The sequence below is a fragment of the Geobacillus thermoleovorans genome (genome assembly GCF_001610955.1).
Lineage (GTDB): Bacteria > Bacillota > Bacilli > Bacillales > Anoxybacillaceae > Geobacillus > Geobacillus thermoleovorans.
The window spans coordinates 805,419-831,484 of sequence record NZ_CP014335.1 but is presented as its reverse complement, the minus strand read 5'-3'; the positions used below and the strand labels follow the sequence as shown (position 1 = coordinate 831,484).

At 53.0% G+C, this 26,066-nt stretch carries 35 protein-coding genes, 1 tRNA gene, 1 pseudogene and 1 riboswitch; of the genes and pseudogenes, 14 read left to right on the top strand and 23 right to left on the bottom strand.

All coding sequences use genetic code 11. The features are described from left to right. Nucleotides 1–100: 100 nt before the first annotated feature. From GT3570_RS17780 to GT3570_RS04240, 5 genes and pseudogenes are all read right to left on the bottom strand, one after another. Nucleotides 101–1,465 (bottom strand): annotated as a pseudogene (locus tag GT3570_RS17780) (ISLre2 family transposase). 247 nt (nt 1,466–1,712) lie between these two features. Then, nucleotides 1,713–1,784: transfer RNA gene (locus tag GT3570_RS04255), tRNA-Val, on the bottom strand. 112 nt (nt 1,785–1,896) lie between these two features. Beyond that, nucleotides 1,897–2,955, bottom strand: a complete 1,059-nt coding sequence (locus tag GT3570_RS04250) for a polysaccharide pyruvyl transferase family protein (protein WP_011230373.1) — start codon at nt 2,953–2,955, stop codon at nt 1,897–1,899. Then, nucleotides 2,952–4,067: a glycosyltransferase family 4 protein gene (locus GT3570_RS04245; protein ID WP_021321893.1), complete on the bottom strand. Its 1,116-nt coding sequence runs from the start codon at nt 4,065–4,067 to the stop codon at nt 2,952–2,954. The genes GT3570_RS04250 and GT3570_RS04245 overlap by 4 nt, the downstream gene beginning before the upstream one ends. A gap of 2 nt (nt 4,068–4,069) precedes the next feature. Beyond that, nucleotides 4,070–4,765: a glycosyltransferase family 2 protein gene (locus GT3570_RS04240; RefSeq protein WP_021321892.1), complete on the bottom strand. Its 696-nt coding sequence runs from the start codon at nt 4,763–4,765 to the stop codon at nt 4,070–4,072. A 248-nt stretch (nt 4,766–5,013) separates the two neighbouring features. On the opposite strand from GT3570_RS04240, the gene GT3570_RS04235 reads away from it, so the two are divergent. Both GT3570_RS04235 and GT3570_RS04230 read left to right on the top strand, forming a co-directional pair. After that, entirely contained in the window at nt 5,014–5,457 is a 444-nt protein-coding gene (locus GT3570_RS04235; RefSeq protein ID WP_011230370.1) for a hypothetical protein, read from the top strand. Nucleotides 5,458–5,605: 148 nt separating this feature from the next. Next, nucleotides 5,606–5,815, top strand: coding sequence for an LSm family protein (locus GT3570_RS04230; protein WP_011230369.1), 210 nt, complete (start codon nt 5,606–5,608; stop codon nt 5,813–5,815). 49 nt (nt 5,816–5,864) lie between these two features. On the opposite strand, the gene metC is transcribed toward GT3570_RS04230, so the two are convergent. Together metC and GT3570_RS04220 are read right to left on the bottom strand one after the other, a co-directional pair. Then, entirely contained in the window at nt 5,865–7,046 is a 1,182-nt protein-coding gene (gene metC, locus GT3570_RS04225) for a cystathionine beta-lyase (protein WP_062898477.1), read from the bottom strand. A 3-nt stretch (nt 7,047–7,049) separates the two neighbouring features. Beyond that, the gene (locus GT3570_RS04220; protein ID WP_062898476.1) at nt 7,050–8,153 is read right to left on the bottom strand and encodes a methionine biosynthesis PLP-dependent protein; all 1,104 of its coding nucleotides are present in this window, start codon (nt 8,151–8,153) and stop codon (nt 7,050–7,052) included. Between the two features lie 201 nt (nt 8,154–8,354). After that, a riboswitch (SAM riboswitch) is annotated at nt 8,355–8,465 on the bottom strand. A gap of 186 nt (nt 8,466–8,651) precedes the next feature. Here GT3570_RS04220 and GT3570_RS04215 point away from each other — a divergent pair. From GT3570_RS04215 to GT3570_RS04205, 3 genes are all read left to right on the top strand, one after another. Next, entirely contained in the window at nt 8,652–9,380 is a 729-nt protein-coding gene (locus GT3570_RS04215; protein WP_062898475.1) for an alpha/beta hydrolase, read from the top strand. Nucleotides 9,381–9,478: 98 nt separating this feature from the next. Continuing rightward, nucleotides 9,479–10,000 carry a YjcG family protein gene (locus tag GT3570_RS04210; RefSeq protein ID WP_011230365.1) on the top strand — a complete coding sequence of 174 codons (522 nt, stop codon included), beginning with the start codon at nt 9,479–9,481 and terminating at the stop codon, nt 9,998–10,000. A gap of 1 nt (nt 10,001) precedes the next feature. Next, nucleotides 10,002–10,436: a GNAT family N-acetyltransferase gene (locus tag GT3570_RS04205; protein WP_011230364.1), complete on the top strand. Its 435-nt coding sequence runs from the start codon at nt 10,002–10,004 to the stop codon at nt 10,434–10,436. Between the two features lie 117 nt (nt 10,437–10,553). Here the strand turns inward: GT3570_RS04205 and GT3570_RS04200 are convergent, their stop codons facing one another. The 3 genes from GT3570_RS04200 to GT3570_RS04195 form a co-directional block, all read right to left on the bottom strand. Next, on the bottom strand, nt 10,554–10,811 hold the full coding sequence (locus GT3570_RS04200) for a sporulation-specific transcription regulator SpoVIF (protein WP_011230363.1): 258 nt from the start codon (nt 10,809–10,811) through the stop codon (nt 10,554–10,556). A 126-nt stretch (nt 10,812–10,937) separates the two neighbouring features. Next, nucleotides 10,938–11,066, bottom strand: a complete 129-nt coding sequence (locus GT3570_RS17775; RefSeq protein WP_013146038.1) for a YjcZ family sporulation protein — start codon at nt 11,064–11,066, stop codon at nt 10,938–10,940. Nucleotides 11,067–11,142: 76 nt separating this feature from the next. After that, complete coding sequence (locus GT3570_RS04195; RefSeq protein ID WP_011230361.1) at nt 11,143–11,379, bottom strand: hypothetical protein; 237 nt, start codon at nt 11,377–11,379, stop codon at nt 11,143–11,145. A 128-nt stretch (nt 11,380–11,507) separates the two neighbouring features. On the opposite strand from GT3570_RS04195, the gene GT3570_RS04190 reads away from it, so the two are divergent. Then, nucleotides 11,508–11,828 carry a thioredoxin family protein gene (locus GT3570_RS04190; protein WP_011230360.1) on the top strand — a complete coding sequence of 107 codons (321 nt, stop codon included), beginning with the start codon at nt 11,508–11,510 and terminating at the stop codon, nt 11,826–11,828. A gap of 139 nt (nt 11,829–11,967) precedes the next feature. On the opposite strand, the gene GT3570_RS18670 is transcribed toward GT3570_RS04190, so the two are convergent. The 11 genes from GT3570_RS18670 to GT3570_RS04140 form a co-directional block, all read right to left on the bottom strand. After that, on the bottom strand, nt 11,968–12,138 hold the full coding sequence (locus tag GT3570_RS18670; protein WP_011230359.1) for a hypothetical protein: 171 nt from the start codon (nt 12,136–12,138) through the stop codon (nt 11,968–11,970). Between the two features lie 20 nt (nt 12,139–12,158). Continuing rightward, entirely contained in the window at nt 12,159–13,019 is an 861-nt protein-coding gene (locus GT3570_RS04185; RefSeq protein ID WP_013523193.1) for a DUF421 domain-containing protein, read from the bottom strand. Between the two features lie 12 nt (nt 13,020–13,031). Beyond that, nucleotides 13,032–13,238 carry a DUF1657 domain-containing protein gene (locus tag GT3570_RS04180; protein ID WP_011230357.1) on the bottom strand — a complete coding sequence of 69 codons (207 nt, stop codon included), beginning with the start codon at nt 13,236–13,238 and terminating at the stop codon, nt 13,032–13,034. A gap of 12 nt (nt 13,239–13,250) precedes the next feature. Beyond that, a complete protein-coding gene (spoVAE, locus tag GT3570_RS04175) occupies nt 13,251–13,607 on the bottom strand; it encodes a stage V sporulation protein AE (RefSeq protein ID WP_013146042.1) in 357 nt (118 codons plus the stop codon). A gap of 1 nt (nt 13,608) precedes the next feature. Continuing rightward, complete coding sequence (gene spoVAD / locus GT3570_RS04170) at nt 13,609–14,622, bottom strand: stage V sporulation protein AD (RefSeq protein ID WP_011230355.1); 1,014 nt, start codon at nt 14,620–14,622, stop codon at nt 13,609–13,611. Next, a complete protein-coding gene (gene spoVAC, locus GT3570_RS04165) occupies nt 14,622–15,101 on the bottom strand; it encodes a stage V sporulation protein AC (protein ID WP_011230354.1) in 480 nt (159 codons plus the stop codon). Before spoVAC ends, spoVAD begins: the two co-directional genes overlap by 1 nt. Before the next feature lie 11 nt (nt 15,102–15,112). Then, the gene (locus GT3570_RS04160) at nt 15,113–15,589 is read right to left on the bottom strand and encodes a YhcN/YlaJ family sporulation lipoprotein (protein ID WP_033005017.1); all 477 of its coding nucleotides are present in this window, start codon (nt 15,587–15,589) and stop codon (nt 15,113–15,115) included. 97 nt (nt 15,590–15,686) lie between these two features. Next, the gene (locus GT3570_RS04155; RefSeq protein WP_011230352.1) at nt 15,687–15,893 is read right to left on the bottom strand and encodes a DUF1657 domain-containing protein; all 207 of its coding nucleotides are present in this window, start codon (nt 15,891–15,893) and stop codon (nt 15,687–15,689) included. 158 nt (nt 15,894–16,051) lie between these two features. Further along, nucleotides 16,052–16,255 carry a hypothetical protein gene (locus GT3570_RS04150; protein ID WP_013523190.1) on the bottom strand — a complete coding sequence of 68 codons (204 nt, stop codon included), beginning with the start codon at nt 16,253–16,255 and terminating at the stop codon, nt 16,052–16,054. Between the two features lie 27 nt (nt 16,256–16,282). Further along, on the bottom strand, nt 16,283–16,513 hold the full coding sequence (locus GT3570_RS04145; protein ID WP_011230350.1) for a hypothetical protein: 231 nt from the start codon (nt 16,511–16,513) through the stop codon (nt 16,283–16,285). A gap of 382 nt (nt 16,514–16,895) precedes the next feature. Further along, the gene (locus tag GT3570_RS04140) at nt 16,896–17,231 is read right to left on the bottom strand and encodes a spore coat protein (protein ID WP_014195191.1); all 336 of its coding nucleotides are present in this window, start codon (nt 17,229–17,231) and stop codon (nt 16,896–16,898) included. Nucleotides 17,232–17,385: 154 nt separating this feature from the next. On the opposite strand from GT3570_RS04140, the gene GT3570_RS04135 reads away from it, so the two are divergent. Continuing rightward, on the top strand, nt 17,386–18,105 hold the full coding sequence (locus GT3570_RS04135; protein ID WP_011230348.1) for a BMQ_0737 family morphogenetic spore coat protein: 720 nt from the start codon (nt 17,386–17,388) through the stop codon (nt 18,103–18,105). Between the two features lie 101 nt (nt 18,106–18,206). Continuing rightward, nucleotides 18,207–18,971: a hypothetical protein gene (locus tag GT3570_RS04130; RefSeq protein ID WP_011230347.1), complete on the top strand. Its 765-nt coding sequence runs from the start codon at nt 18,207–18,209 to the stop codon at nt 18,969–18,971. Between the two features lie 155 nt (nt 18,972–19,126). On the opposite strand, the gene GT3570_RS19005 is transcribed toward GT3570_RS04130, so the two are convergent. Continuing rightward, nucleotides 19,127–19,261 (bottom strand): hypothetical protein, encoded by a 135-nt coding sequence (locus tag GT3570_RS19005; protein WP_014195190.1) that lies wholly within the window; start codon nt 19,259–19,261, stop codon nt 19,127–19,129. 23 nt (nt 19,262–19,284) lie between these two features. Then, on the bottom strand, nt 19,285–19,635 hold the full coding sequence (locus GT3570_RS04120; RefSeq protein WP_011230345.1) for a DUF1360 domain-containing protein: 351 nt from the start codon (nt 19,633–19,635) through the stop codon (nt 19,285–19,287). Between the two features lie 174 nt (nt 19,636–19,809). Here GT3570_RS04120 and GT3570_RS04115 point away from each other — a divergent pair, with 174 nt between their 5' ends. The 6 genes from GT3570_RS04115 to GT3570_RS04090 all read left to right on the top strand — a co-directional run bounded on the left by GT3570_RS04115 (nt 19,810) and on the right by GT3570_RS04090 (nt 25,927). Beyond that, nucleotides 19,810–20,112, top strand: a complete 303-nt coding sequence (locus GT3570_RS04115; RefSeq protein ID WP_011230344.1) for a hypothetical protein — start codon at nt 19,810–19,812, stop codon at nt 20,110–20,112. A gap of 161 nt (nt 20,113–20,273) precedes the next feature. Beyond that, nucleotides 20,274–21,269, top strand: coding sequence for an aminoglycoside phosphotransferase family protein (locus GT3570_RS04110; protein WP_011230343.1), 996 nt, complete (start codon nt 20,274–20,276; stop codon nt 21,267–21,269). A 6-nt stretch (nt 21,270–21,275) separates the two neighbouring features. Continuing rightward, nucleotides 21,276–22,358: a glycosyltransferase gene (locus GT3570_RS04105; RefSeq protein ID WP_011230342.1), complete on the top strand. Its 1,083-nt coding sequence runs from the start codon at nt 21,276–21,278 to the stop codon at nt 22,356–22,358. A gap of 181 nt (nt 22,359–22,539) precedes the next feature. Continuing rightward, entirely contained in the window at nt 22,540–23,823 is a 1,284-nt protein-coding gene (locus GT3570_RS04100) for a UDP-glucose dehydrogenase family protein (protein WP_011230341.1), read from the top strand. Next, on the top strand, nt 23,820–24,776 hold the full coding sequence (locus GT3570_RS04095) for an NAD-dependent epimerase/dehydratase family protein (RefSeq protein ID WP_020278715.1): 957 nt from the start codon (nt 23,820–23,822) through the stop codon (nt 24,774–24,776). The genes GT3570_RS04100 and GT3570_RS04095 overlap by 4 nt, the downstream gene beginning before the upstream one ends. Continuing rightward, nucleotides 24,773–25,927: a glycosyltransferase family 4 protein gene (locus tag GT3570_RS04090; RefSeq protein WP_020278714.1), complete on the top strand. Its 1,155-nt coding sequence runs from the start codon at nt 24,773–24,775 to the stop codon at nt 25,925–25,927. Before GT3570_RS04095 ends, GT3570_RS04090 begins: the two co-directional genes overlap by 4 nt. The last annotated feature ends 139 nt before the right edge of the window (nt 25,928–26,066 follow it).

Below are 26,066 nucleotides of genomic sequence, written 5' to 3'. Positions count from 1 at the left end.
GTCAATCACTAGTTAGCGAACCATTTTCAGGAATTGATATCGTAAGCGCTTTCGGACTCTCATCCCTCATCTTGAGGTGATGATATTGTGTTCCATTTTTTTACACCCAACCAAAATCCCGAAGCGCCGACAACGCTTGATGGATCGGCGTCCCGGATGACCGCTGCAGACACGGTAGATTCTGACGCACCACATCTGCCCACAACCGTCCTGCCTTCCGTTTGGCCTGTTCAACCCGCTTGGACTTCGTCGAGGCCGAGGCTGCCGTTCGGGTCTCTTCTTCCTCCACCAACTGCCCATTTCTCCGCCAAATCCCGTCGATTCGGGCTGCCATCGCCCTCAGAAACGCCCGAAGCCCTTGGTCTTTCCAGCTGCGGCGGGATTTCACCCGATGCGCAAACCGGCTCATCACGCTCTCGGCGTGGCCCATCGGACGCATGCCGGTCGTCTCCACCCCTTGCTCCGACAGCCACTCCCGATAGTCCCGGATGCATCCCGGCATCGACTCGATCCGGCGGATCATGGCAGCCATCTGCTTCTCTTTCGCTTCGTCCTCCAACGTGCCGACCGCGCTGTTCAGCTCGACCAAAAGTCCTTCTTCGTCTTGTTTCGCCAGCTTCCTCCGCACCTCCCGCCAACGCGGATGGCCCAAGAGGCATTGGCGCAGCTCCCGCGCCACATGAAATCGATCCAGCTGAAAGCAGGCTCGCTTTCCAAAATACTCCCGGCAGGCCGTGATCCATGGCGCCGCGTCGCCGTTGATGATCAACAGGTCCCGGCACGGGTCATAGGCATATTCCTTCATCAGCCACTCTTCAAACCGTTTCCACACGTCCCCGTCCCTTCATGGGGGCAGCAGCGCCGGTTCACCAGCTCAAGCTGCGACCCGTTTCGTTTCCATCCCTCGTGAACCGCCAAGATTTTCTCTTCTTTCGCTCGTTTCCCTTTCCCCTGGCGGGAAACAGAGTCCTTCCGCCTCGACAAACAGCACTCGGCCGTGCCGTTGAGAAACAGGGCGATGCAGCGAGACAGGGGCCTCCAGCACCAGTTGGCGAATCGCCTCGTGGCTTAGGACCGCATACCCCACGATCGACTCCAGCGTGCGAGCCGCTTTGCGGTAGGAAGAGCACTCCACGGCCAACTCGACCGCCGTTTCCTCGAGGCAAGGGCTGATCGACTGCGCTCCATCAAAGCCCAGTTCGGCATCCAGCAAGAAGGTATAGGCCCCTGTTTGTCGATCATAGTAGTCGTTCCGACGGAACGTCACTTCTCCAAACAGCGTTTGGATCGTGGTCGGCCGTTTATCTTTCAGCTGATACCGCCGCTTGTCCCGCGCTTCCGCCAGTTGTTGATCAATCTCCTCCAAAAGGGCGGCCAACAAGACAGCGAACACCTTTTGAAGAGTTCTTACTAATTGCTCCTCCAACTCTTTTAATAGGAGCCATTATGTGGTAAGATGTTTCATGGACTCCCTCCCTCCTGTTTTATGGATGTTGGTCATCACCATCATAGCAGGGAGAGAGTCCTTTTTACATGAGATTTGTTTTTGGATTGGTGGCCCCGACGAGCGTGGCGAACAAAAATTCGCTACGCTCGTCGGGGATCCTTCCTGAATTTCACCCACAAATATTTTACTCACACTTTGTGTTCGCATAGGCGGCGGGGCAATAAAAAAACACCTCGATCTCCATCGAGATCGAGGTGTTTTGTGATGACCTGTGAGGGACTTGAACCCCCGACCCCTTCCCTGTCAAGGAAGTGCTCTCCCACTGAGCTAACAGGTCATATCGCTTTCAAACACATTTTTTATTATATATATGCCTTCCTCGTTTGTCAAACACTTTTTTAAAAAAATTAGTGTTCATCATGAAAAAAGGGAAAGCCCGCGCCTCCCCCTTATCGAAACAACCCGCGCTCAAACGGCTCGAGCAAGAGCGGAATGTACTGGCGGCGGGCGGTTTCGTATTGTTCCATGATCCGGCGGCGGTGTTGTTCCGCGAGGGCGACGGTGTCGATCAAATCTGTTTCAAGCTGCGGGCTCGCGGTCGAGACGACATACCGGTCAAGGCCGAGCAAGGCGGCGAAGTCGAACACTTTAAACCGGTAGCCGAGCATGACGGCCGGGACGCCGGCGGCCAGGGACAACAAATTAGCGTGGAGTTTGAAGTTGACGGTGGCGGCAAGAGGCTGAAGCCGCTCGATGAACTGCCGTTCGTCATATAGTGCGCGGTCGAAGGTGACGCGCTCCGGGCAGTTAATTTTTTTGTACAGCCGCTCGCAGGCGGAGCGGTCGTTCGGCCAGACGATGTACAAGTGAATCCGGTAGCCGGAGGCGATCCACATTTTGGCAGCGCGGGCGAGGGTGTCTTCGACGAGTGTTTCGTGTTGGCCGAATAGGCGATTGTATGTCGTCCCCCAGTTGATGCCGATCGTTTTTTCTTTGTTTGGCGGTTCGGCTGAGGCGGGAGTCTGCAATAACAGCCCTGGATCGCCGATGACGCGGACGTTTGCAGGATAGGCGCCTAACGTTTTTAATACCGCTTCGCTGAGCGGGCCGCGAATGCCGGCAAAGGCGGCCGAGGCGAGGACGGTGCGGAACAGCTCGACGTCGTTGGCGGAAAAGTGGCGGTGAAGCGCTGGCTTAGCGCCTGCACACAAGGCGTCGGTTTCAGCTTCACCGATCCAGTCAATGCCGCTTCCCCATATCCATATTGGTTTTCCAGCTTCGTGCGCCTCTTGCAAAACGGCCATGTAGCCTGGAAGCAAGAGCGAACCGCCGCCGAGCACGACGGCGTCGTACGGGCTCGTATCTTTCCAGTTGACCTTGGGCGTCGATGGGATGATTTGAACGTCCGGGGCGTATTGGCGGGCATAGGAGGCAAAAAGATTCCATAACAGCTCGTCGCCTACGTTTTGAAAGCCGATCCAACCGATATACAACACCTTTTTCATCATGACGATTCCCCTTTCAACAAGGATGCATATACGCCAAGCACTTGGTCGACACACGTTTTGATATGAAACTGCTGTCTCACCCACTCCCGTCCGGCCGTGCCTAGTTGTTCGCGGTATGAGGGGGAGGCAAGCAGCCGTTTTAAGTCTTGGGAAAGAAGATAGCGGCTGCACCCTTGGCGCGAGCCGTGATCGCCAAAGTAACACTCCCATGCTTCGGCATAACCGCTTGGCTCGACAACGCCGAAGTAGCCGTGGTTGCCAGCGGCGAGCACCGGTTTGCCGCATGCCATCGCTTCTAGAGCGACACGGCCGGTGCCGACAACAACGTCAGCGAGTGAGTAATACACAGCCATATCGCTTTGTTCGCCAACGAGATGGAGAAACGACTCGCGGCACGTTTGGTGAATGAGGCGGACAAGGCTCTGCACGTCAGAAAAGCGCGGGCCGTCTCCGACAACGACGGCGTGCAAGTTCGGAAACAGCCGTTTGACATCTTTGCACGCTTTTAAAAACATAAAACAAATGCCAGCTTTCGCCCAGGCGAGGCGGCTGCTATAGACGATGACCAAGGCGTCGTCCGGGATGCCAAGCGTCTGCCGCCCTCCGCGGCCGAGCGGGGCAAACTCGTTCGTGTCAATGCCGTTCGGGATGAGAACCCGTTTGGAAATGAGCGGGACAATATGCCGCTCGACGGGCGGACTGACAGCAATCGCAGCAGAAGCAAGACGGAGCATCTCTTCAAGCTCGGCTGGCGGATAGTACGTGCCATGGGCGGTAAAGACGACCGGGATGCCGCGGCGGCGCGCAGCGGTGGCAGCGAGGATGCCGGATGGCGTCTGGTGGGCATGAACGATCGAGATGTTTTCCTTCTTCATCACCGCCTCAAGCTGCTGAATGAGCTGTTCTTTCCGTTGTTCGTCTATCTCGATCGCTGTTGGAAAATCGATGAAATAAATTGAACAGCCGGCTTCCCTAAAACGATCGGCCAGTGACCCGCCGCGGGCGGCGACGGCCACATGAACGCCGCGGGCGGCCATTTCTTTCGCTAGGCTGAAGGCGTGCGTTTCCGTTCCTCCAAAGTCAAGGCCATCTAGCACCATGAATACGCGCATGATCAGCTCCCTCCTTTCTTATAAAACTGGCGCGAGCGCTGTTGCGGATGGCTGCGGTAGTAGTACAAAATGTCAGGCAAATTTTCCACTTCCAGCTTGGCGTTTAAACATTTGACAATAAACTCATAATCTTCGGCGCCGCGAATCCGCCTTGTCGGCCCGCCGAGTTGGTCAAACACGGCGCCGCGGAACATGATCGTGCCGTGGCAAATGCAATGTTTCCCTTCCGCATAGACGCGGCGGATGTCGCGCCCGTAAGCGAGCCAGTTGGCGGGCGTCTTTCGGTCGAAGTGTCCGTCGGGAAAGGCGGCGTAATTCGTGCCGATTAAAGCGATGTGCGGGTGCTCGTTCAAAAATTTCCATTGTTTTTCGAACCGCTCCGGATGGGAAATATCGTCGGCGTCATGGACAGCGATGTACTCACCTTTGCTTAAAAAGTAGCCGACATTGAGCGCCCCGGCAAAACCGACGTTGCGCGGGAGTTTGATATAGACGACCGGGAAGAACGGGGAATGGTCGTTCATCCACCGCTTCACGACTTCTTCGCTCCCATCGTCCGATCCGTCATCGACAATAATCGCTTCAAACTGGCGATATGTTTGATTGAACAGCCCATTTAGGCAGTCCTCAATATAACGGGATGCGTTATAACACGGAATGACGACGCTGATGAAGTCTTTTTTTCGCTCTGGCACCATCATCAATCACCTCATCCACTATATATCCATTTTTTCTCTTAACGGTGAGAGGCAATCGTTGATTTTTTAGGAAAACAGTAGAATTGTCCTATCATTTACCTGTCATTCCCCCGACAAAGTTCAACCGTTTTCCCCATGCCCGTGGCTAAAAAAATCGTTCTTTCTTCCTCGGATACGCACCCGTGTCGAATGAAAGAGCGGTGCATAACGTAGTTAACGAATGGAAGAAAAGGAAGGAGGAAGAGGCGTTGGGACATAAACATTTGCGCGAAGCAGTGAAAGAGCTGAAAAAGATCCGCAAATGGCTTGAAAAACTAGATTTGGATGATTCGGCCGTCGAACAAATTGTCTCTCTATTAGAAGCCATCGCCGATCACGGGGAAGATGCCGAACGAATTTTGCGCCGCATTCTTGATGAGGAGCAAGAACAGCGGGACATTTTGGAGGACGAGCGCGAACTGTTGCAAGCCATTTTGACCGAGTTGCGCACAGGGGCGCCACCCGCGGAAGATATTGGCGACGAGCTCGAGGACTTGATTGGGGAGAGAGTAGAAATTACGGTCAATTTCGGCCCGGTGAGCGGCACAGTCATCGCCGTCCGAAACGATTATGCCGTGCTTGAGGATGCGCTCGGGCGTTTCGTTTACATTCCGTTTGCCAGCATTCAAGCCATCACCCGTTTAGAAGGCTGATGAAAAACAATGGATTCGCTCGATTTATGAGAAATCACAAGGAATGAAGTGATGGTGTTGCAAGGTTTTTCAATTTGAGAAACACTGTTGGAGAGCAGTATTTCTCCTTAAATCACCGGCCTTTTAGACTGAAAGGAGGGAGGAGACAATGGACTTTGCGACCACATTCGAAGAGCAGCTCCGCCGCCTCATCGGGGAAACGATCCAAGTCGCGACGGACAACAACTTAATAGAGGGACGACTCACCGATGTCGAGGACGGAACGATCGAGCTTAGGGCGGAAGCGGGCGGATACGAGCGGGAAACGCGCACGGTGCTCATTCCGCTGACAGCCGTCAACTTTGTTCGGGAAGTGTAACGAAAAAAACAAAGGTATGCATCCGCCGAAACGATGCATACCTTTGTCGTTACCGCGTCGGAACGACCGATGGATGCTCATTGACAAACGACAACGCCTGCTCAAAATCGGCGATCAAATCGTTGACATCCTCAAGCCCGACGCTCAGCCGCAACAAGCCGTCGGTAATGCCGCGCCGGAGCCTCTCTTCTTTTGGCATCGCCGCATGCGACATTTTCGCTGGGTGCGATAAAATTGACTCGACCGCCCCAAGGCTGACAGCAAACACCGGCAAGCGGACGTTTCGGACGAACGTCCGAGCCGCTTCTTCATCGGCTAAACGGAACGACAGCACAGCGCCAAACCCGGCCGCCTGATGGCGCTGGATGTCATGGCCTGGGTGGTTCTCCAGCCCCGGATAATACACTTTTTCGACCTTTGGATGACAAGCCAAATACTTGGCGATGGCGGCCGCTGATTCAGACGACTGCTTCAGCCGAACGTGGAGCGTTTTTAATCCCCGCAGCACAAGCCACGCATCTTGGACGCCAAGGACGGCGCCAAACGCGTTTTGCAGTTTGTACAATTCTTTTCCCAATTCCTCGTCTTTCACGACCGCCAGCCCGGCGACGACGTCGCTATGGCCGGCTAAAAATTTCGTGGCGCTGTGAAGGACGACATCGACTCCAAGATCAAGCGGCCGCTGCAACGCCGGCGTCATGAACGTATTATCCAAGAATGTCAAACAGCCATGCGCCTTCGCCAACTTGACGACGCCTTGAATATCGGTCACTTTTAACAATGGATTGGACGGCGTTTCCATATAAATGACTTTCGTGTTCGGCCGGATGTTTTCCGCCACTGCGTTTAAATCGGTCATATCGACAAACGTATGTTCAATGCCAAAGCGGCCGAGCACCTCCGTAATCATCCGGTACGTGCCGCCGTAGACGTCTTCGGTCACGAGCACGTGGTCGCCTTTTGAGAGAAGCAAAAACGCCGTTGAAATAGCCGCCATGCCAGAAGCGAACGCAAACCCGCGCGTTCCGCCTTCTAACGCCGCGATCGTTTCCTCAAGCGCCTCGCGCGTCGGGTTGCCGGAGCGGCTGTAGTCGTATTTGCCGAATGAATCGAAATCGAACTGATGGAACGTGGAGGCGTGCTGGATCGGCACGCTCACCGCCCCCGTTTCGCGGTCGACTTTCCATTCGTTATGGAGCAGTTTCGTCGAAAACGACCATTCCTGTTCCATCGCTTACACCTCTTTCATGTTTTTCAATGCCTGCGCCAAGTCGGCGATCAAATCGTCAGCGTGCTCAATGCCGACCGAGAAACGGAGCAGCCGGTTGCAAATACCGTTTTGGATGCGGATTTCCTCAGGAATGTCCGCATGCGTCTGCGTCGCTGGGTACGTAATAAAGCTTTCGACTCCGCCCAGGCTTTCCGCGAACGTAATGAGGCGCAAGCTTTTTAAAAACCCGTTCACCCACTTTTCATCGGCAATCCGGAACGACAGCATCCCGCCTCTTCCTGGATATAAGACGTCTGTAACATCTTCATGTTCGCGCAAAAAGGCGCTGATGCGCTTGGCGTTTTCTTCATGCTGGCGCATCCTTAGCGCCAGCGTTTTCATCCCGCGAATCAACAGCCACGAATCAAACGGCGACAAAACCGCGCCGATGGCGTTCTGATACTCGGCCAGGCGTTGACAGAGCTCCTCGCCCTTGGCGACGACAAGGCCAGCCAACACGTCGTTATGGCCGCCTAAATATTTCGTGGCGCTGTGGATGACAATATCGGCGCCTTGTTCGATCGGGCGTTGAAGCACCGGTGTATAAAACGTGTTGTCAACGATCAACAAAAGCCCATGCCGCTTGGCGAATTCGGAGACGGCGCGGATATCGGTCTCATGCATAAGCGGGTTCGTCGGTGTTTCCAGGAAAATCGCTTTCGTTTTTTCGGTGATACACGCTTCCACCGTAGCGAGATCAGCAAAATCGACGTAATGGAATCCAAGACCATACTTGCGCCAGCCGCGCTCAAACAGGCGGTACGTGCCGCCGTAAAGGTCGGCCGATACGAGAAACTCATCTCCGCTCTCAAACAAGGCGAGCACCGTCTGAATGGCGGCCATGCCGGAGCTGAACGCATAGCCTTGGTCGCCGCCTTCCAGTCTCGCGATCGCTTCTTCGACGATTTTGCGCGTGGGGTTGCCGGTGCGGATGTAGTCAAACCCGGTCGACTCTCCGATGCCGGCATGGCGGTAGGCGGTGGAAAAATAAACCGGCGGGTTGACCGTCCCCGTCACCGTTTCGCTCCGGTTGCCAATTTGCGCTAACAACGTCTCCAGTTTCTCCATCTCATCTCTCTCCTTCTGCTGAAAATTCCATCATGGATCAACGGCCGACCACTTAATGCCCAACGAAGCACCACTGTCCGTTGGGCAGCGGCCAAGCGCCTTCGTCCGAAACCGCCTCGCGGTTGATGGAAGCGGCCGCTTGAATAAATAAAAAAAGTCTTCTAAGAAGAAGACTTTTCCATACACATGGGGTCATGCTTCTTCTTATCTGCCGAATTGAATGCTCAATTCGCTGGATTTAGCACCTGGCCGTCGGGCGGCTGGTTGCTGAAGCTTCATTGGGCCAGTTCCCTCCGCTTCTCTTGATAAGAATGGGACGCGTATTCAATTTTTTTAAATTTAATAAAAATGTAACGCATTCCCCACGTTTTTGCAAGCCATTTTTTTGTCAGCGGTGCGATTCGGCAAATTCGCGAAAAATTCGAGCCCTTCATTAACATCTTTGGGCGCAAATATGTTACAATAACAGATGAACTTACGCTTTCATGGAGGATGGTCATGGCGACAGCAACAGGAACGATGCGCGACTGCAAGTTGTACAGCAGAGAGCTGCAAGAAGAAATCGAACTGCTCATCTACTTGCCAAGCAATTTTTCGCCGCTTTACAAATATTCTTTATTAATCGCGCAAGACGGCAAAGATTATTTTATGTATGGAAAAATGAAAACCGTCATCGAAACGCTGATGGCAGAAGGAACAATCGACCGGACGATCGTCGTCGGCATCCCGTATCGGAACGTCAACGACCGCTACGAGAAATACCACCCGGAAGGACGAAAGCACGAAGCATACCTTCGTTTTTTAGCCCATGAGCTCGTCCCGTTTTTGGACCGCGAACTGCCGACATACCAAATGGGCAAAGGCCGGGCGCTGATCGGCGATTCGCTCGGCGGAACGGTGTCGCTTCTAGCCGGGTTGTTGTATCCGCATACATTTGGGAAAATCGCCATGCAGTCCCCCTATATCGATGACTCGGTATTGGCGCGCATCCGCTCATTCCGCGATCCATCGCTCCTTGCGCTTTACCATTCTGTTGGCACAGAGGAAACAGCGGTGAAAACGACGGATGGCCATGTGCGCGATTTTATCACCCCGAATCGAATGGCGCGGGACTTGTTTATGGAAAAACGGTTTGCTTATACGTACCATGAGTTCGAAGGCGGCCATGCGTGGACGTATTGGCAGCCGGATGTACCCCGGGCCGTAGCCGCTGTTTTATCATTATAGGACAAAACGGAGCAACTTCAAAGATGTCGAAGCCGCCGCATCCATTCCGTGCGTTTCCTGTGCATGGAAAAAGAACTGGTTCAAGGAGGGAAAACAAAATGAAGTACGGCATTGTGATCTTTCCGCCAAAACGGATTCAGGACTTCGCCAACTCGTACCGGAAACGGTACGACAGCCATTACGCCCTCATCCCGCCGCATATTACGCTGAAATACCCATTTGAAGCGGATGAGGAGCAAATAAAAAAAATGGCGAAAGAGTTGCGCCGCATTGCGGCGGAAACACCTCCCATTCCGATCAAAGTGACGAAATTCAGCTCGTTTTACCCGACAAGCAACATCATTTATTTGAAGGTGGAACCAAACGACGTGCTCGAGCGCCTTCATGAACAACTGCACAGCGGCTTGTTCGCCGGAAAGCCGGAGTTTGTGTTCGTGCCTCACATTACGATCGGCCGCGATTTGCCGGGCGCAGAATATGCGGACGTCTACAGCCAGCTGAAGCTGCAAGATGTGCACTTCGAGGAGACCGTCGACCGCTTCCATCTTCTCTATCAGCTGGAAAACGGCTCGTGGACCGTCTATGAAACGTTTATCGTCGGAGGAAAGGAAACGGTCTGAGATGAACATTGCGATTGGCACAACGCAAGATCGCGCTTTGTACGAAGACGCCTTGCGCGTCCGCCGGCTCGTATTCATTGAGGAGCAAAACGTGCCGGAAGACGAGGAAATCGACGCATTCGAGGACGACTCGTTCCACCTCGTCCTGTATGATGGCCAAACACCGGTGGGTGCTGGGCGACTCCGTTTCATTGACGAAGGCGTCGGCAAAATCGAGCGCATTTGCGTCCTGCCGTCCTACCGCGGCCGCGGCGCCGGACGGATGGTGATGGAAGCGATCGAACAGCTGGCGAAAACAAAAGGGGCGAAAACGGCGAAACTGAACGCCCAGACGCACGCAGAACCGTTTTACCAAAAGCTCGGCTATACGACCGTCTCCGGCGTCTTTATGGACGCCGGCATCCCACATGTCACGATGGTGAAATCGCTCGAATGATGGCCATAGAACAGCCTCGTCTACACTGATCCAAGGCTTGGGATCATCGAACATCGTTTCGCTCTCCTGAGCCAAGCAGAGCAAAAGGGAGCTGTGCGCACGCAAGCTCCCTTTCGCTTATTTTTTGTTGTTCAGCATATTGGCGATCGTATTGAAATCAATTTGCTTGCCGTTATGGACGATCGCCTTGACGATTTGGTCCTCAAGTTCTTTTGGCACTTTCCGGTTGGCAATTTGCGCCACCCGCTTCACCACTTGGCGCACCGTTTTTTCATCGCTGAAATTGGCGTTTTGCAGCGAGTTGGCGAGCTCAAAAACGTCTTTCATATTGACACCTGTTTTCTTTTCGATGTTTTTAAAAAATTGCTGATCCATCGTTCCGCCTCCTTCTCCCTGCTATATCGTATGATGCTCCCGCCTCGGCGTGCATCAAATTAGGGAAAGAAAAATACGAGCCGCTCCGTGGCGCCGAAACGGCCCGTATCCCTTTCGCTTTTTCCGTTAGGCGACAAATGCCGCGCCGACAATAATCAACAAAATGAACAACACGACAATCAGCACAAAGCCACCGCCATAGCCACCGCCATAGCCGTAGCCGTAAGGATAACCATAACCGCAGAAGCCCATCATAATGTGCACCTCCTTCTCCGTTTACTGTATCGTATTCACCGGCTTAGCGGGGCGTATGGGCGCAAAGGCCATTTTGTCATCCAAATCGGCGGAACAGCTCGGCAAATTCCCGCTCCTTTTTCGCAAACCATTGCTCGATGTAGTCTAAGTTGCCTTGCACACTTTTTAAAAATCCATTGTTCAATTTTTCGATTTCTTGCAACTGTTTGTTAAAGTCCTTTCCCCATTGTTCAAACAGGCGGATGAACGTTTCATGCCCTTCTTTGCGTGACGCAACCCAACCTTCGAGCGCCTTTTCCAGTTCTTTGCTCACACTTTCCCCCCCTTTCTTACTGTTGTATGCAAAAACGACTGCCCGAGGTGAAGGCATCCCCGTTCTTTTTTTGCCTTGCCATATGATAAAGTAAAGATGAACGTCAACATGAAAGGGAGGAAACGAATGTGAAACGCATTGAAACAGTGGAGCAATTCGAGGCGGTCATTTCCGGTGATAAACCAACGATCATCAAGTTTTACACAACTTGGTGTCCGGACTGCGTGCGCCTCAATATGTTCATCGATGACATCGTTCGCGACTATAGACAATATGATTGGTTTGAAATCGACCGTGACCAGTTTCCGGAACTTGGCGAGAAATACCAGGTACTTGGCATCCCGAGCCTGCTTGTCTTCCGCAACGGAAAAAAAATTGCTCATCTGCACAGCGCTGACGCCAAAACGCCGGAAGAGGTGCGCGCCTTTTTGCAGTCCCTGCCGGAGTAAGACGGGGCGGCATCCTTGCCTCGCCAGAGAAGAAGGGCAACAAAAAGAGGCTGTCCGAGAAGGAAGCTTTCCTTCTCGGACAGCCATGCGAATGAACAGACAGCTCCTTATGGATCGCCGATTGTGGAAACGGAAGCCGTCAATATTCAATTTCGTCGTAGTCTTTCGGCTGGCGCGTCAGCTGCGGGCTGTCAAACATCAATTCAATCGAAATTTCCTCATCGGTCGTCCGCGTCCGCTCGGAGCGGTCGTTTGGTTTCAATTGGACTTGAATTTCCTCATCCGTCGTTTTTATCCGTTTGTCTTCCATCGTCTTTTCCTCCTGTGTCATCAGTTTCGCAAGAGCGGTTCGACTTTTTGCACAAGCTCTGCCATTTTTGCGGCGTTTCGTTCATACAGCGCCTTCGCCTCTTCGGAATTCGTCTGCAACGCATACAGCTCCAGATCAGCCTGCACTTTTTTCATCGCGGCCAAGAGCAGCTTTTTCTCCTGCGGCTCGGCAATTTGGATCTTATCATCGTACAAATCGATCGTCAGCTGTCCGTATGAATCGACTTGGGCGAGAAACACATTTTCAATCGCCACTCCTTGTTTGTCAAGCTGTTCCTTCAGCCAGCCGCGGCCAAGCCCCATCGTAGCGAGTGGCTCATCCAAAATCATGCCGTCCATAATGACCGTTTGCGGCTCTTTTTCCCGCGGTGGGTTTGGGAACACATCTCCGACGGTGAGCGGCTGCTTTTCCCGCTTCAGCAACACGTTCAAGTCGCCGTTTGGCTCAAGCACCGCAAACTCGACGTCGGCGACGCGGAACACATCTTTTTTGCGCAGCTGTTCGAGCAGCTCGTCAACCGTATATTTCTCCCGTTTCAAGTTTTCCTCTAAAATTTTGCCGTTTTTAATAAAAACCGTGGAATTGCCCTCGACAAAATCGCGAAATTTCTTGTTGCGCAGCGAGAGACGAGCGACAGCCACTGGAAACAGCGACCAAATCAAAATGCTGGTGATGCCTTCTTGCAACGAAATTCCTAAATCGACCGACATCGTTCCAGCGATATCGCCGACGGTAATGCCGACGATGTATTCAAAAAACGACAATTTTGATAATTGCTTTTTGCCGAGAATGCGGGTGATAACAAACAACCCGATTAAAATGCAAATCGAACGAATGGCGGTTTCTAACCATATAGGCATCGATCATGCTCCTTACTTTCCGTGGTATTGCGGCTCTTCGAACTCGAGCCGGCCGATCCGGTCTTTGATGTCCGCGATGATCTCCTCTGTCGCAAGCATCGCTTCATGAAACGTCCGTTGCGCCGTTTCATCCTGGGAAGTGAGCGCCAGCTGTTGCAGCCCAGCGTGAATGCCTTTTAAGCTCGCCAACGTTTGTTTCACCTGCGAAGCAACGGTCATGGAAGATCCCTCCTATCCTTTCGGGCGGAACAAGAGCGCCCCGATAAACCCAAAGACGATCGCCGCGGAGATGCCGGCGCTCGTCACTTCAAACATGCCGGTCAATACGCCGATAATGCCGTGTTTTTCCGCCTCTTGCATCGCGCCGTGAACGAGCGCGTTTCCAAAGCTCGTAATCGGAATCGTCGCCCCGGCGCCGGCAAAATCAATGAGTGGCTCATACAAACCGAATCCATCCAAAATCGCCCCGACGACGACGAGAATCGTCAACGTATGCGCAGGTGTCAGTTTAAACACATCCATCAAAATTTGCCCGATCACGCAAATCAGCCCGCCGACGACAAACGCCCAAAAAAACATAGCCAACACGCTACGCCTCACCTCCATACTCGATCGCCACCGCGTGGGCGATGCATGGAATCGTCTCGTTTTGCTGGAACGATAGCGGCGACAATAGCGCTCCTGTCGCGACTGCCAAAATGCGCTTCAGCTCGCCGCGCCGCATCCGTTTGATGAGATGCCCGTAAACGACAACGGCGGAACAAGCCGCCCCACTTGCGCCGGACAAAACCGGCTGCCCATCGCGGTAAATGAGCAGTCCGCAATCTTGGTAGCGCTCTTCATCGATGTCAATGCCGTGCTGACGCAGCAAGTCAAGGGAGACTTGGCGTCCGATTCGCCCTAGATCGCCGGTGACGATCAAATCGTAATACGATGCATCGATTTGCATGTCGCGCAAATGCGCCTCAATCGTATCGACCGCCGCCGGCGCCATCGCTCCACCCATGTTGAACGGGTCGGCAAGCCCCATATCCACAACGCGGCCGATCGTCGCCGCGGTCACGCGCGGCCCGTCCCCTTTCGGGCTGACGATCGCCACGCCAGCTCCCGTTACTGTCCACTGCGCCGTCGGCGGCTTTTGCCCGCCGTATTCCGTCGGGTAACGAAACTGTTTTTCGACGGCAGCGTTGTGGCTTGAGGCTCCGGTTAATATATAATCTGCCCCGCCGTAGTTGGTAATAAAAGCGCTTAGCGCCAGCCCTTCCATCGAAGTGGAACAGGCGCCAAAAACACCGAGATACGGCATGCCGAGCGTTCGGGCAGCAAAGCTTGTCGGGGTCATTTGGTTGATCAAGTCGCCGGCGATGAGAAATTGCACTTTTTCTTTCTCTAGGCCGGCTTTTTCCATCGCCTGAAACGCTGCTTCCTCCATGAGCACGCGGTGCGCCTTCTCGTACGACTCCTCTCCGAGCCATAAATCTTCGTGAAGAAGATCAAAGTCTTCCGCGAGGCGGCCGTTCGCCTCAAACGGCCCGCCGACCGCCGCTGTTGCGATGATTGCCGGCTTGTTCGCAAACACCCATGTGCGGTGCCCTTTCAGCATTACAATCCCCCCCACTGGGTCGCAATCGTTTTGACAAGGGCGATAACAAAGGCGGCAAACGTACCGAACAAGATGACCGATCCGGCGAGCTTGAACATGTTCGAGCCGACGCCTAACACAAATCCTTCCGTCCGGTGCTCAATCGCCGCCGAGATGACGGCGTTGCCAAACCCTGTCACCGGCACGGCGCTTCCCGCCCCAGCGAATTGGGCGATCCGGTCATAAACGCCAAGCCCAGTTAAAATCATCGACAAAAAGACCATCGTCGCCACCGTCGGATTGCCTGCCGTTTGCTCGGTAAAGTCAAAAAAATACATGTAAAAATAAGAGATCGCCTGTCCAATCACGCAAATGATTCCGCCAACGAGAAACGCGCAAACACAGTTGCGAACGATAGGGCGCTTCGTTTCCCGCTCTTTTTCGAATAAATGATATTCCTGCTGAACCGGGGTCAGCTTTTTCCGTTTTTCATTCGCCATAATGACACCTCTTATGTTTGCTCTTTGCTTAGCTTTTCAATGCGCCTGACTTCCCGATTGACTTTTCGTTCATCCCAGCGTCGATTGTCCATGTTAGCTTTTAATTCCTTCGTCTTCCAAAAAATTTTCAAATCGCTCGAGGAAACAACGTCATAGCCAGGAAACAGGTCGCGCAGTTTTTGGTCAATGTCTTTCTCAATTTGTTTTCGACTCCACCGCTTCATATGGGGAATTTGATAAGCAATGAGCAACCGATCCCCGCTGTTGACCGCCACCACGTCCCGAACATCGTCGCGCCCGCGCAAATAGCTGGCCGCCCGCTCGGCCGGACCTTGGTTCAGCTCCGCATGTTTCGCCGTCCCGGACGTTTGGGTTCTCAGCAGGTTTGCCCCTTGCAGCGATTGCTTTTGTTCCGTTTCTTCTTTGGCGCAGCCGCCGACCGCGATCATCGCAACGACGGCCGCCAACCACCATTTTTTCATCTTCATCAACCCATTCGTTTTTATGTATTTCCGCCAAGTCGGGAAAGGTTGGCGTGCTGTGCCAACCTTTCCGCCTAAACCATCCCATTCGCTTCTGCGAAGGTTATTGTTGTTTATATTGTGGCTCTTCGTTTTGAATTTCTTGCATGCGCGAGTTCACCAAATCAATGACCGCCTGCGTTTGTTGGGCAGCTTGTTGGTAAAGCTGTTTCGCGGCTTGGTTTTCGGTTTGCAAAGCAAACGTTTCGAAGCTCGCTTGAGCCGATTTTAACCCCGCCAATGTTTGTTTCACTTGTGTTGCAACCGTCATGATTCATGTCCTCCTTATATGGTGTAAGATTGGTGGTGACAATGTTTAGAATGGTTTTTCGCCGCCAAATTATAATTGTCATTTTCTGCAAAACGTTCTCCCGCCTTTCCAGCCTTTCCGGGCACGAAAAGGGCGCCTTCTGCAGGCGCCCATACGGTTTACGACTTGTTATCAACTTTATCGGAATAACCGCGGCCGAGCGACGGGTTGTTTAAAATACCGGCCATCACCAAAATGCTTAAGAAGGCATGGTACAGTTGTTCATATTTGCCAAGATCAATGTCGACGCCGAATGTCTCAAGCGCAATCACGGCAAACGATCCGATTGCCAGCCAAAGCCCGTAATTTTTAAAACGCTCCACCGTTTGCGTCCCCCATTTGCTTTATGGCTAGATCCACGAGAACGGTCTCCGTTCTCCTTCGTTTCGATCATGGCCTCCTTCACCATGTTCTTCCTTATCCCGGTCCCGCACATCTTCAACGGCTTCCATTTCCGTATCATCGCGGTGCGGGAACAACCATGGATCGCGGATGCGGCCGCGCGGCATAATGACGATGTCATCGGCATGAATGATCAATTTATCGACATGAATCACTTTCGCTTTTTTCCGATCCGACATGCCCTTCCCCCCTTCCTTTCGCCTAGTTGCACTGTTAGACTATGCAAGGAGGCGAAGCGAAGTATAGGCATCTCTCACAGATTTCCGTTATTTCTTCTTGATGACGGCTGGCCGACCGCATCCGCATCCGCTCGGACGCCGCACAGGCTGCGTTGTCGAAGAAAGCACCCTTGTCACCGGTTTCGACGGAGTAGGCTTCTTCATTCCTCATCCCTCCATCCCGAAAAAGTGTAGCCCTCGCCGATCAACCAATTTATGTTCAAGTCCATTTCCGTACGATTCGTCTCTAATCGAAACGGCATAAAAACAAACAATGTCTAACGGCGAGAGAAAAAGCGAGCGGCTACTGCTATTGTATGGCTTGGCGAGCCAAGGGTGCCTCTCATTTTTCGTTTCGCTCCGGGTGTGGCATGATGGCATTTTCTTGCCTCAGTGTGCGGAAAAACCAGCTGTCCGGCCGTTCGTCCTCATCTGCCTTGCCCGTTTTTTCGCTCCATGGCGATTGCAGCAGCTGGCGGCGAAGCTCGTCATTTTCCTTCGCCAGCTGTTTGAGCTGCTCGTAGCGCTTGGCGCTTTGGTAAGCCAGTTCCTTTAACACAATGTTTTCGGCTTCCACCTCTTTCAGCCGGCGCTCCAGTTCAGCCATTCGCTCAGCAAGCCGCTGTTCACCTGTCCCCCTTCTCTCTTCATTCATCGCCCCATGTTTGTCTTTCATCATTCGACATCTCCTCCTTTGATTCATCGTTGTCTGCACCCACCAGCAAAAAATCCGCATCTGTCCCAACACATTTACCTAAGCCGTTCCATAGTATACAGTAGTCCCAAACCACCAGGCGTTGGGGAACAACTGAACGATAGGAGGAACGAAGAAAATGGGTCATCATCACCGTCGCGATACAGAAAGAGTATGCATCAGAACGCGCAAAATTTACGACTGGGTGACGCGCCAAGTCGATGTGCCATTGCGAAGCTTCAGCGGCGAGGATTTGGAAGCGATTTTCCCGATGGACCACTGCCAGCGGGAAGGAACGATTTGCGATTTTTTGGGAGCGCAACATACAAACCCGCAACACTTGACGATCCGTTGCTTCCTGACAGACGCCGACGGAAACCCGATCGACTCGGTCGTTGACCAGGACGCATTGATTTGCCAGGAAATTACGCAGCCAAACGGCCGGCAGTCCGTAAACGTCACCCTTCCTTCTGGGGAAACGGTGACGCTGCAAAAAGTCAAAGCGCTCATCAAAGGGCATGTCGTCGTGCAAATTGTCAGCCCAGCCGGCACGGTCATTTGCCAATCGAAACCAATTCCGTTCGCTACAGCACAAACGTTCATCTTGTGCGCCCCAGAAGGCACGCAGCTCAACTGCCATATTTCGTTCTTCGAATGCGACACGAGCCTAGTCTGCACAGACAACTTTGCACAACTTGATGTTTCCATCACCTTATGCCTTGAAGTCCAAGTGGAAGCTGATGTCAAAATCGAAGTCGAAGCTCGTTTCTGCCAACCGCGCGAAGAATTGGCCGAAGCCGTGCTTTGCCCGACAACCAAATTCCCGCCGCAATGCCCGGACGTATTCCCGGCCATGTAGCGTCCTGCACCGTTCAGGCTGTTGTTCCAACAACAGCCTTTTTTATATGGCATGCACCCGCAATGGATACATAAGATGAGAATGGAAGGGGTGGAAACCGTATGAAAAACAAAAACGACCAACACCTCCGTCTGCAGCAGCAAATCATCCACTACCGGTCAGAAGCAGCCTCATGCCGGCAACAAGTGCAGCAACTGGAGGCCGAGTTGGCCAAGGAAAAAATGCGCAGCGCCTATTTGAAAGAGAAGCTGCGTGAAGCAGAAACAACCAACGTTGAAACGTACAAGAAAAAAATCGCCGCCTTGGAACGCCAGCTTCTGTTGTGTGAAATTGCACTGGAAGAAACGCGATATAACACCTCAAAAGAGACACAGACACCAGCGTTTGAACGAGCTGCTGCCGTGTCAGCGTTGTTTCACTATTCTGTCGTCGTTCCGACGCATCTTGATGAGGAGGAGCTGACCATCATCGGCGATTTCATCATTCGCAATCACGGAACAGCGCCGCTTCACCATTTGATTGTCTGTCTCCGCCTTTCGCCTCCAAAAACGGCGGTGCTCAGCGGGAAAATTGTTTTGCCAAACAGCGGACGGGCCGAGCAGGAAACGCTGATCTCCAATAGCGCGGAAAGCTGGACGTTCACCCACGAAAACTGGCGGGAAAAAGTGCGGCAAAGCGGGGAATACTGGCTTGCCCCGCTTTATGACGCCCCGCTTGAACCAAGCGAGGAGCGGCGCTTTTCCCAGTTCGAAATCACTGTTCCCCCGTCCAGCAATGCCCGCTCATTGACGGTTGATGGATTCGTGTATTGCGCAGAACTGCCAAAGGGCGTTCCTGCCGCCAACCATATTGCCATTCAATGGTGACCCGCTCGTTTTCCGCCTTCATGCCGACCAGCGGCGCACCTGCTGTTTGGGCCGGCCGTTTTGAGCCGGCTCCGCTATTTCCTATTTCAAACAATAGGAGTTGGACGTTTCCTTCCATCAACGTCATCCCGACAAGCTGCGCGGCTGTTTTTGCATCACCGGCTGACGACGACTTCCATCCACACCGCCGGCCATTCCTTCAGCGAACGTTGCCCAACCAGCATCAGCGATTCGCTGTCCATTTTTTGACCAAAACGACGCCCGCCGGCATCCCTCATTGGCTGTGTCATGACCTCAATAGCCGCCTTTCTCCTTACGACAACCATTTACTAACGATCGTCTCCATGATCGCCGCCCCGCCGGCAATCGCTAGAAGCATAATGAGCGGCTCAAAAACATTCGGCCAAAGCATTAGGCCAATATAACAAAACGCCGCACACCAGATCCCCGTGCACCAGTAGCAGCTCAGCAGTTCGCCAAACCAGCGACGCAGCCCGCCTCCCTTGAAAGAAAGAAACACTTGTTTGCTTCCGTCCGGAAGCTCCTGCTCCGTCCATTCGTGAAAGGGACGGCGAATCCAGGCGGTGATCGCGTCATATACGATGAGCCGTGTCAGGCGAAAGCTGGCTAAACAAAGAAGGACAAATGAAAACGGATCGTCCATGCTCCCCTCCCCTTTCCATGATTATGACCGCAAAAAACCGATTGCCTTCTGTCGTTCCCATTTGGCAGCTAGCGAATTCTCTTTGGTACAGACGTTTACCCAAACGCTCTCCTACGCCAATCATATGATGGAGTATAGGTTTTTAACACAAGAGACTAGAAAGGAGGCGACGCGATGTACCATGTCTTTTTCAACCGACGCCCAACCCGCCCCCGCCTTCCCCGTGCTCTTTACGAACAGCTGGCCGCGCTTCCACTCAACACTGAGGTTAACGTGCACACCACCAACGAGACGCATTACAATGCGCTTTTTCTCGGCTTCGAGCCGCGGACGAACAGCGTCTCGCTATTGGTTGACCGCTTTTATAAAGAGGGGGGGCGCTCGCTTACGATCGATGCTGCCACGATCACCTCAATCGATCTCCCTGCCTCCATGAGGCCAGCTCCATCCGCCGACACAGATGAAGAGGAAGAATAGCTAGAAAAGAAGGCACAGCCGGCTGACGCCAACCAGCGCGGTCGGCGCTTATTTTTTTGGCGGCGCCGTTTTCTCATTGACTAGTGCGCTTGTCTATACATTCGCTTCTCGTATTACATACACTTTTACTAATCGACAATAGATGCTAGGAGGAACTGATCTTGGCTTCGAAACGATCTCGCTTGTTGTTTGACATTTTAAGCAGTTACGACCTGACTGGAACTGAAGTCGATATCATGAAGGAACTGAAAAACGACAAAGTATGGCTTGTGCGAAACAAAAAAACGAGGGAACGGTACGTGCTGAAACGGCTGAGCGAAGACAAAACGAATTTTCCGATTTTGCTTCATTCAAAGCTGTACCAAGAAGGATTTCATGTCCCAAAAATCTTCCAAACGAAAACAGACCAATATTACATCCACCGAAAAGGCCATTACTACTATTTGATGGACTACATCGTCCCAAGCGGAACGAAGCCCTCTTTCCAACAACGGATCGAAGGGCTCGCCCGCTTTCATGCTCACAGTCTGTTTGCCGATTGGATCGGCCCCTGCCCTTCATCGTTTCCGGAGCCAAAAGACGTGCTGAGCGCACATCGGCAAAAAGCAGCACAGTTAGAGGAGCAGGCAAAGGCCATCGATCATGGTGACACTCTTTCTCATATAATGGAACAGATGGCCCGGATCGCTAATCAAAGTTATGCATGGCTTGAAAAAAGCAATCTAGCTGATTTTTGCCGCACAGCGAAAGAACGAAAGGCCATTTGCCACGGGGATTACAACAGCAACAACCTTTTATTGGCGGAAAACCACGAAGTCATGATGATTGACTTTGACCGCGCCTACTATGGCCTCCCGCTTGATGATTTTCGCTTTCTGCTTGTTTCATTGATGAAAAACCCGAAAAACGATGCGGTAAAGCGAACGAAGCTGCTATTTGACCTTTATTTCTCCATTTGCCCGCTGTACGCTCCGTACAAGAGCGTCTATGTCGCTGATGCTATGTTTCCTCACGTGTTTTACAGCGAAGCGGTCGGCCGTGAAAAACAAAAGCAAGCGTTGCACAGCCCATCGTCCTTGGACTTGCTCACCCGCCTCGCCGAACAGGAAACAAAAAAATTCGCATTCTTGTCCGATTTTTTCAAAAGCGAGGGATAGAGAAAAATGAAACAAACGATCGCCCACTTTCTTCATGAAAAAATGAAAATCAATCAACGTTTTATTTACAACCAAATGGTTCATTTAAAAAAATACCGCCCGATCATGATCGGGTCATTCGCTGATGACGGCATCCATCCGTTTCCTCTCATCAACTATTACCGCCTCAACGACATCGATGATTTCGGCCGCTTCGCCAAAGAACAAAATATTGTCGCCATTCACGCTCACCATGGAAAGCATGCCGTCGAAATTCTTCCGCTTTGCATCGCCCATCGCATTCCGCTTGTCGTCAGCATCCGCGGCCGCGATGGATCGGCGAAGCATCAAAGTTTGCGGCGCAATCAAAAACGGTACAATTTGCTCAAACAGCATGGGGCGCTCTTTCTTCCTGTCTGCCGCTACCTTGCCAATGAACTGATCACGCTAGGCTTTCCGCCGAAAAAAATTCAAGTTCTCTACGGCGGCATCGAGCTCGATTTATTTCCGTACCGGGAACGGACGATTCCTGCAAACGGAGACATCATCATTCTCTCGATCGGCCGGCTCGTCGAGAAAAAAGGGTTTTTAACGCTCGTGCGCGCCTTTTGGCGCGTGCATGCAGTTCATCCGCGCTGCCGCCTCCGCATCATCGGCAGCGGCAAAGAGGAAGAAAACATCCGCCGGCTTGTCAGCGAGCTGAAGCTCGATCCGTTTGTCGACCTGCTGGGTGCCATGGATGCCGCTTCAATCGCCCGCGAAATGGAACGCGCCCATCTATTTTGCTTGGCGAGCGAGACCGCTTCTGATGGAGACATCGAAGGCATCCCCAACGTGTTGAAAGAGGCGATGGCAAGCGGGCTGCCGGTCGTCTCAACGAATCACGCCGGCATCCCCGAATTGATCGAACACAAACGCACCGGCTATCTCGCACCAGAAAGAGACGATCTTGAGCTAGCGAACGGCATTCGCTTTTTTCTGGAACATCCGGAACGAATTCCATCCTTCACGAAAAAAGCGCGCAAAGTGATTGAACAGCGGTTTGATATCACGAAACAAATCAAGGTGCAGGAGCGGCTGTATGATGAATTCATCAAAAAAACCAGGTAACTGTCACCTGGTTTTTTTTGATGCTCAATTCTTCCCCTTTCCTTTCCAAACAGTAGAAAGGTTGTCCGACGAAAATAGGCCGCACCATTTCCAGCGTTTTAGGCGCTTGCCATGTAGCAAACCACACTTGTCCGTTAATACGCTATAAAAGCCGGAGATTTCACGAAGGAGGCCTATTAGCATGAACATCTGCATCATTGGCGCTGGCTACGTCGGACTAACCACCGCTGCCGTCCTTGCTGAACTTGGGCATGAAGTGCATTGCATTGATCATGATGAACGGAAAATCCGCCTGCTCAATAACGGGGAAGTTCCGTTTTATGAGCCAGGGCTCGAAGAATTGATTGCCAAAAATGATAATTATTTGACGTTCAGCGGCCGCTGGGATGATATCAAACGGGCGGCCGTCGTTGTCATTTGTGTCGGCACCCCGCCGCGGCCCGACGGCGGCACCGATTTGCGCTATATTGAAGCGGTGCTCGACCGCTTGGCAACGACGATCAAATCGTACAAAACGATCGTCACGAAAAGCACTGTCCCGCCGGGGACGAATGAATGGATGCGTGCCGAGCTTATCCGCAAAGGAGTGAAACCGCAGTTGTTCCGAATCGTATCCAACCCAGAGTTTTTGCGGGAAGGGTCGGCTGTCTACGATATGTTTCACCCAGACAAAATCGTCGTCGGACTCGAACCGGATGATGACCAATCGCTTGCCGTCATGCAGGCGGTGTATGCCGGCATCAACGCCCCTTACCTCACAACGAGCCTGACCGGCGCGGAACTGATCAAATACGCCGCCAACGCGTTTTTGGCGACCAAAATTTCCTTTATTAACGAAATGGCGCGCATCTGTGACGCGTTTGCCGTCGATGTCAATGACATCGCCCGCGGGATCGGCCTCGACCCGCGCATCGGCCCACACTTTTTGCGGGCCGGCCTCGGCTATGGAGGATCTTGCTTTCCAAAAGATATCAAAGCGCTCGAACATGCGGCGCGTTCGCGCCAAGTGGAGCCGCATTTGCTGAAGGCGGTGCAGACCATCAACGCCACCCAGCTTGACGTTTGCTTCCAAAAACTCAATGAGCAACTTGCCCCATTGACGGACAAAAAGATCGCCGTGCTTGGCATCTCCTTCAAGCCGAATACAGACGATACGCGTTTTTCCCCCGCTGAAGCGCTCATCCGCCGATTGAGTGAAAACGGCTGTACGGTTGCCGCCTACGACCCGAAGGCAACGCTCTCGGAGCCGCTCACCCGCGTCACACAAGTCCAGTCGGTGCACGAAGCGATCCAAGGGGCGGATGGCTTGGTCATCGCCACCGATTGGGACGAATTCCGCACGCTTGACTGGGGGCAAGTGAAAGCGGCGATGAATGGGACGCTCGTGTTTGACGGTCGAAACTGTTTGGATCGCCATGCAGTCGAACAAAGCGGTTTGCGCTACATGGGGGTGGGGCGCCCGTGAACATTCTCGTCACCGGTGCGGCCGGATTTATCGGCTCCCATTTATGCGAAAAACTGCTGGAAAACGACGAGCATCATGTGATTGGCGTCGACGGCTTTCTCGGACCGACGCCGGCGCCGCTAAAAGCGAAGAACATTGCCCATTTGCAGTCTCATCCACGGTTTACCTTTCTTGAGCTGGATTTGTTGACAGCCGATTTGCCGTCCTTGCTGCAAAACGTCGAAGCGGTCTACCACTTAGCCGGCATGCCCGGTGTGCGAACGAGCTGGGGGACGGAGTTTGCCGCCTATGCTGCACACAACATTTCCACTACCCAGCGGTTGCTTGAGGCATGCAAAGACCGGCCACTCAAACGGTTCATCTACGCTTCGACCTCATCCGTCTACGGCGAGCGGAGCGGCCCATTGTCGGAAACGCTTGAACCGGCCCCGCTCTCCCCATATGGCATTACGAAGCTCACCGGCGAACATTTATGCCGCGTCTATTTTCGCGAGTTCGCCGTACCGATCGTCATTTTGCGCTATTTCACCGTCTATGGCCCGCGCCAGCGCCCGGACATGTCGTTTCACCGCTTCATCCGCCAGCTGCTCGCTGGACAACCGCTCACCGTGTTCGGCGACGGAACACAATCGCGCGATTTCACCTACATTTCTGACTGCGTTGATGGAACGATCGCCGCGCTCGAGCGGGATGGCGTCATTGGAGAAACGATCAATATCGGCGGAAAAGAACGAGCATCGGTCAATGAGGTGATCCGTCTGCTGGAAACGCTGACGGGAAAACAAGCGATCATTCAGTATACCCCCGCCGCCCGCGGAGAGCCGAAACAAACGTGGGCCGACTTGGCAAAAGCGGAGCGGCTGCTCGGGTACAAGCCGGTTGTAACGCTTGAGGGCGGCCTACAAAAAGAGATCGAATACATCCGTTCGCTGTATGAGGGTGAGCATTCATGAAAATCGCCTATGTCTGCACGGAAAAGCTGCCCGCCCCGGCAGTGCGGGGCGGGGCCATTCAAATGATGATCGATGGGATTGCTCCATTGATCGCCCGACGCCACGAACTGACGATTTTTTCAATCGCTGATCCGCTTTTGCCGCCTGAAGAGACAGACGGAGACATCCACTACATCCGTTTTCCAAAAGCCACGTATGAAACGGATGTGGCACGTGCGTTGGCCGCGCACAAATTCGATGTCGTCCACATCTTCAATCGTCCTGTTCCGCTCATCGATTACCAAGCGGCGGCTCCGCAAAGCGCCTTTGTGCTAAGCCTGCATAACGACATGTTTTCCCCGCTGAAAATTACAGCAGAACAGGCGAAGCGGGCGCTAGACGCCTGCACCTTGCTGACCGCCGTCAGTGAATACATCAAACGGACGGTGACAAACCGTTACCCAATCGATCCTCAGAAAGTAAAAGTCGTTTATTCTGGAGTCGATGCTTCCCAATACATCCCCGTCTGGACGGAAGAAGGCAGGCGCATCCGCCAAGCGGAACGCGAAGCGTACGGACTCACCGATAAAAAAGTCGTTCTCTTTCTCGGCCGACTCAGCAAAACAAAAGGACCGCATTTGCTGATTCAATGCCTGCCATCCCTTTTGATCCGCCATCCCGAGGCAGCGCTTGTCATCGTCGGCGGAAAATGGTTCGGCGACACCGGCCGAAGCGAATACATCGACTGGCTTCATGAGCTCGCGGCGCCGATGTCCGATCGCGTTCTGTTTACGAATTACGTTCCGCACAGTCATATCCCCAAACTGCTCTTAATGGCCGATGTGTTTGTATGCAGCTCGCAATGGCACGAGCCGCTCGCCCGCGTTCATTACGAAGCGATGGCCGCCGGCATTCCGGTCGTGACAACCAACCGCGGCGGCAACACCGAAATCGTCCGCCACGGCGAAACCGGCTTTGTCATCGATGACTACCAAAACCCGCACGCTTTTTTTGAAGCGATTGATTACATGCTTGTGAACAAACATGAAGCGGAAACCATGGCGAAAAAGGCAAGAACGCTCGTTGAACAGCAATTTCAATTCCACCATGTGGCCAAGCGGTTTGAAACGGTTTATATCGAAGCATGTTCCTCTCTTTCCCCAAACCAATAAGGGCTGTCTAAGAGAAATGTTTTCGGGACAGCCTTTTTCTCTTTCTCCGATGAAATCAACCATGCCGCTCCTTGTGCATCTATCCCCACTCGTCACACTTTCGCCGCCCCCCAGTTCGTCAAACTGCAGAGGCTTCGGG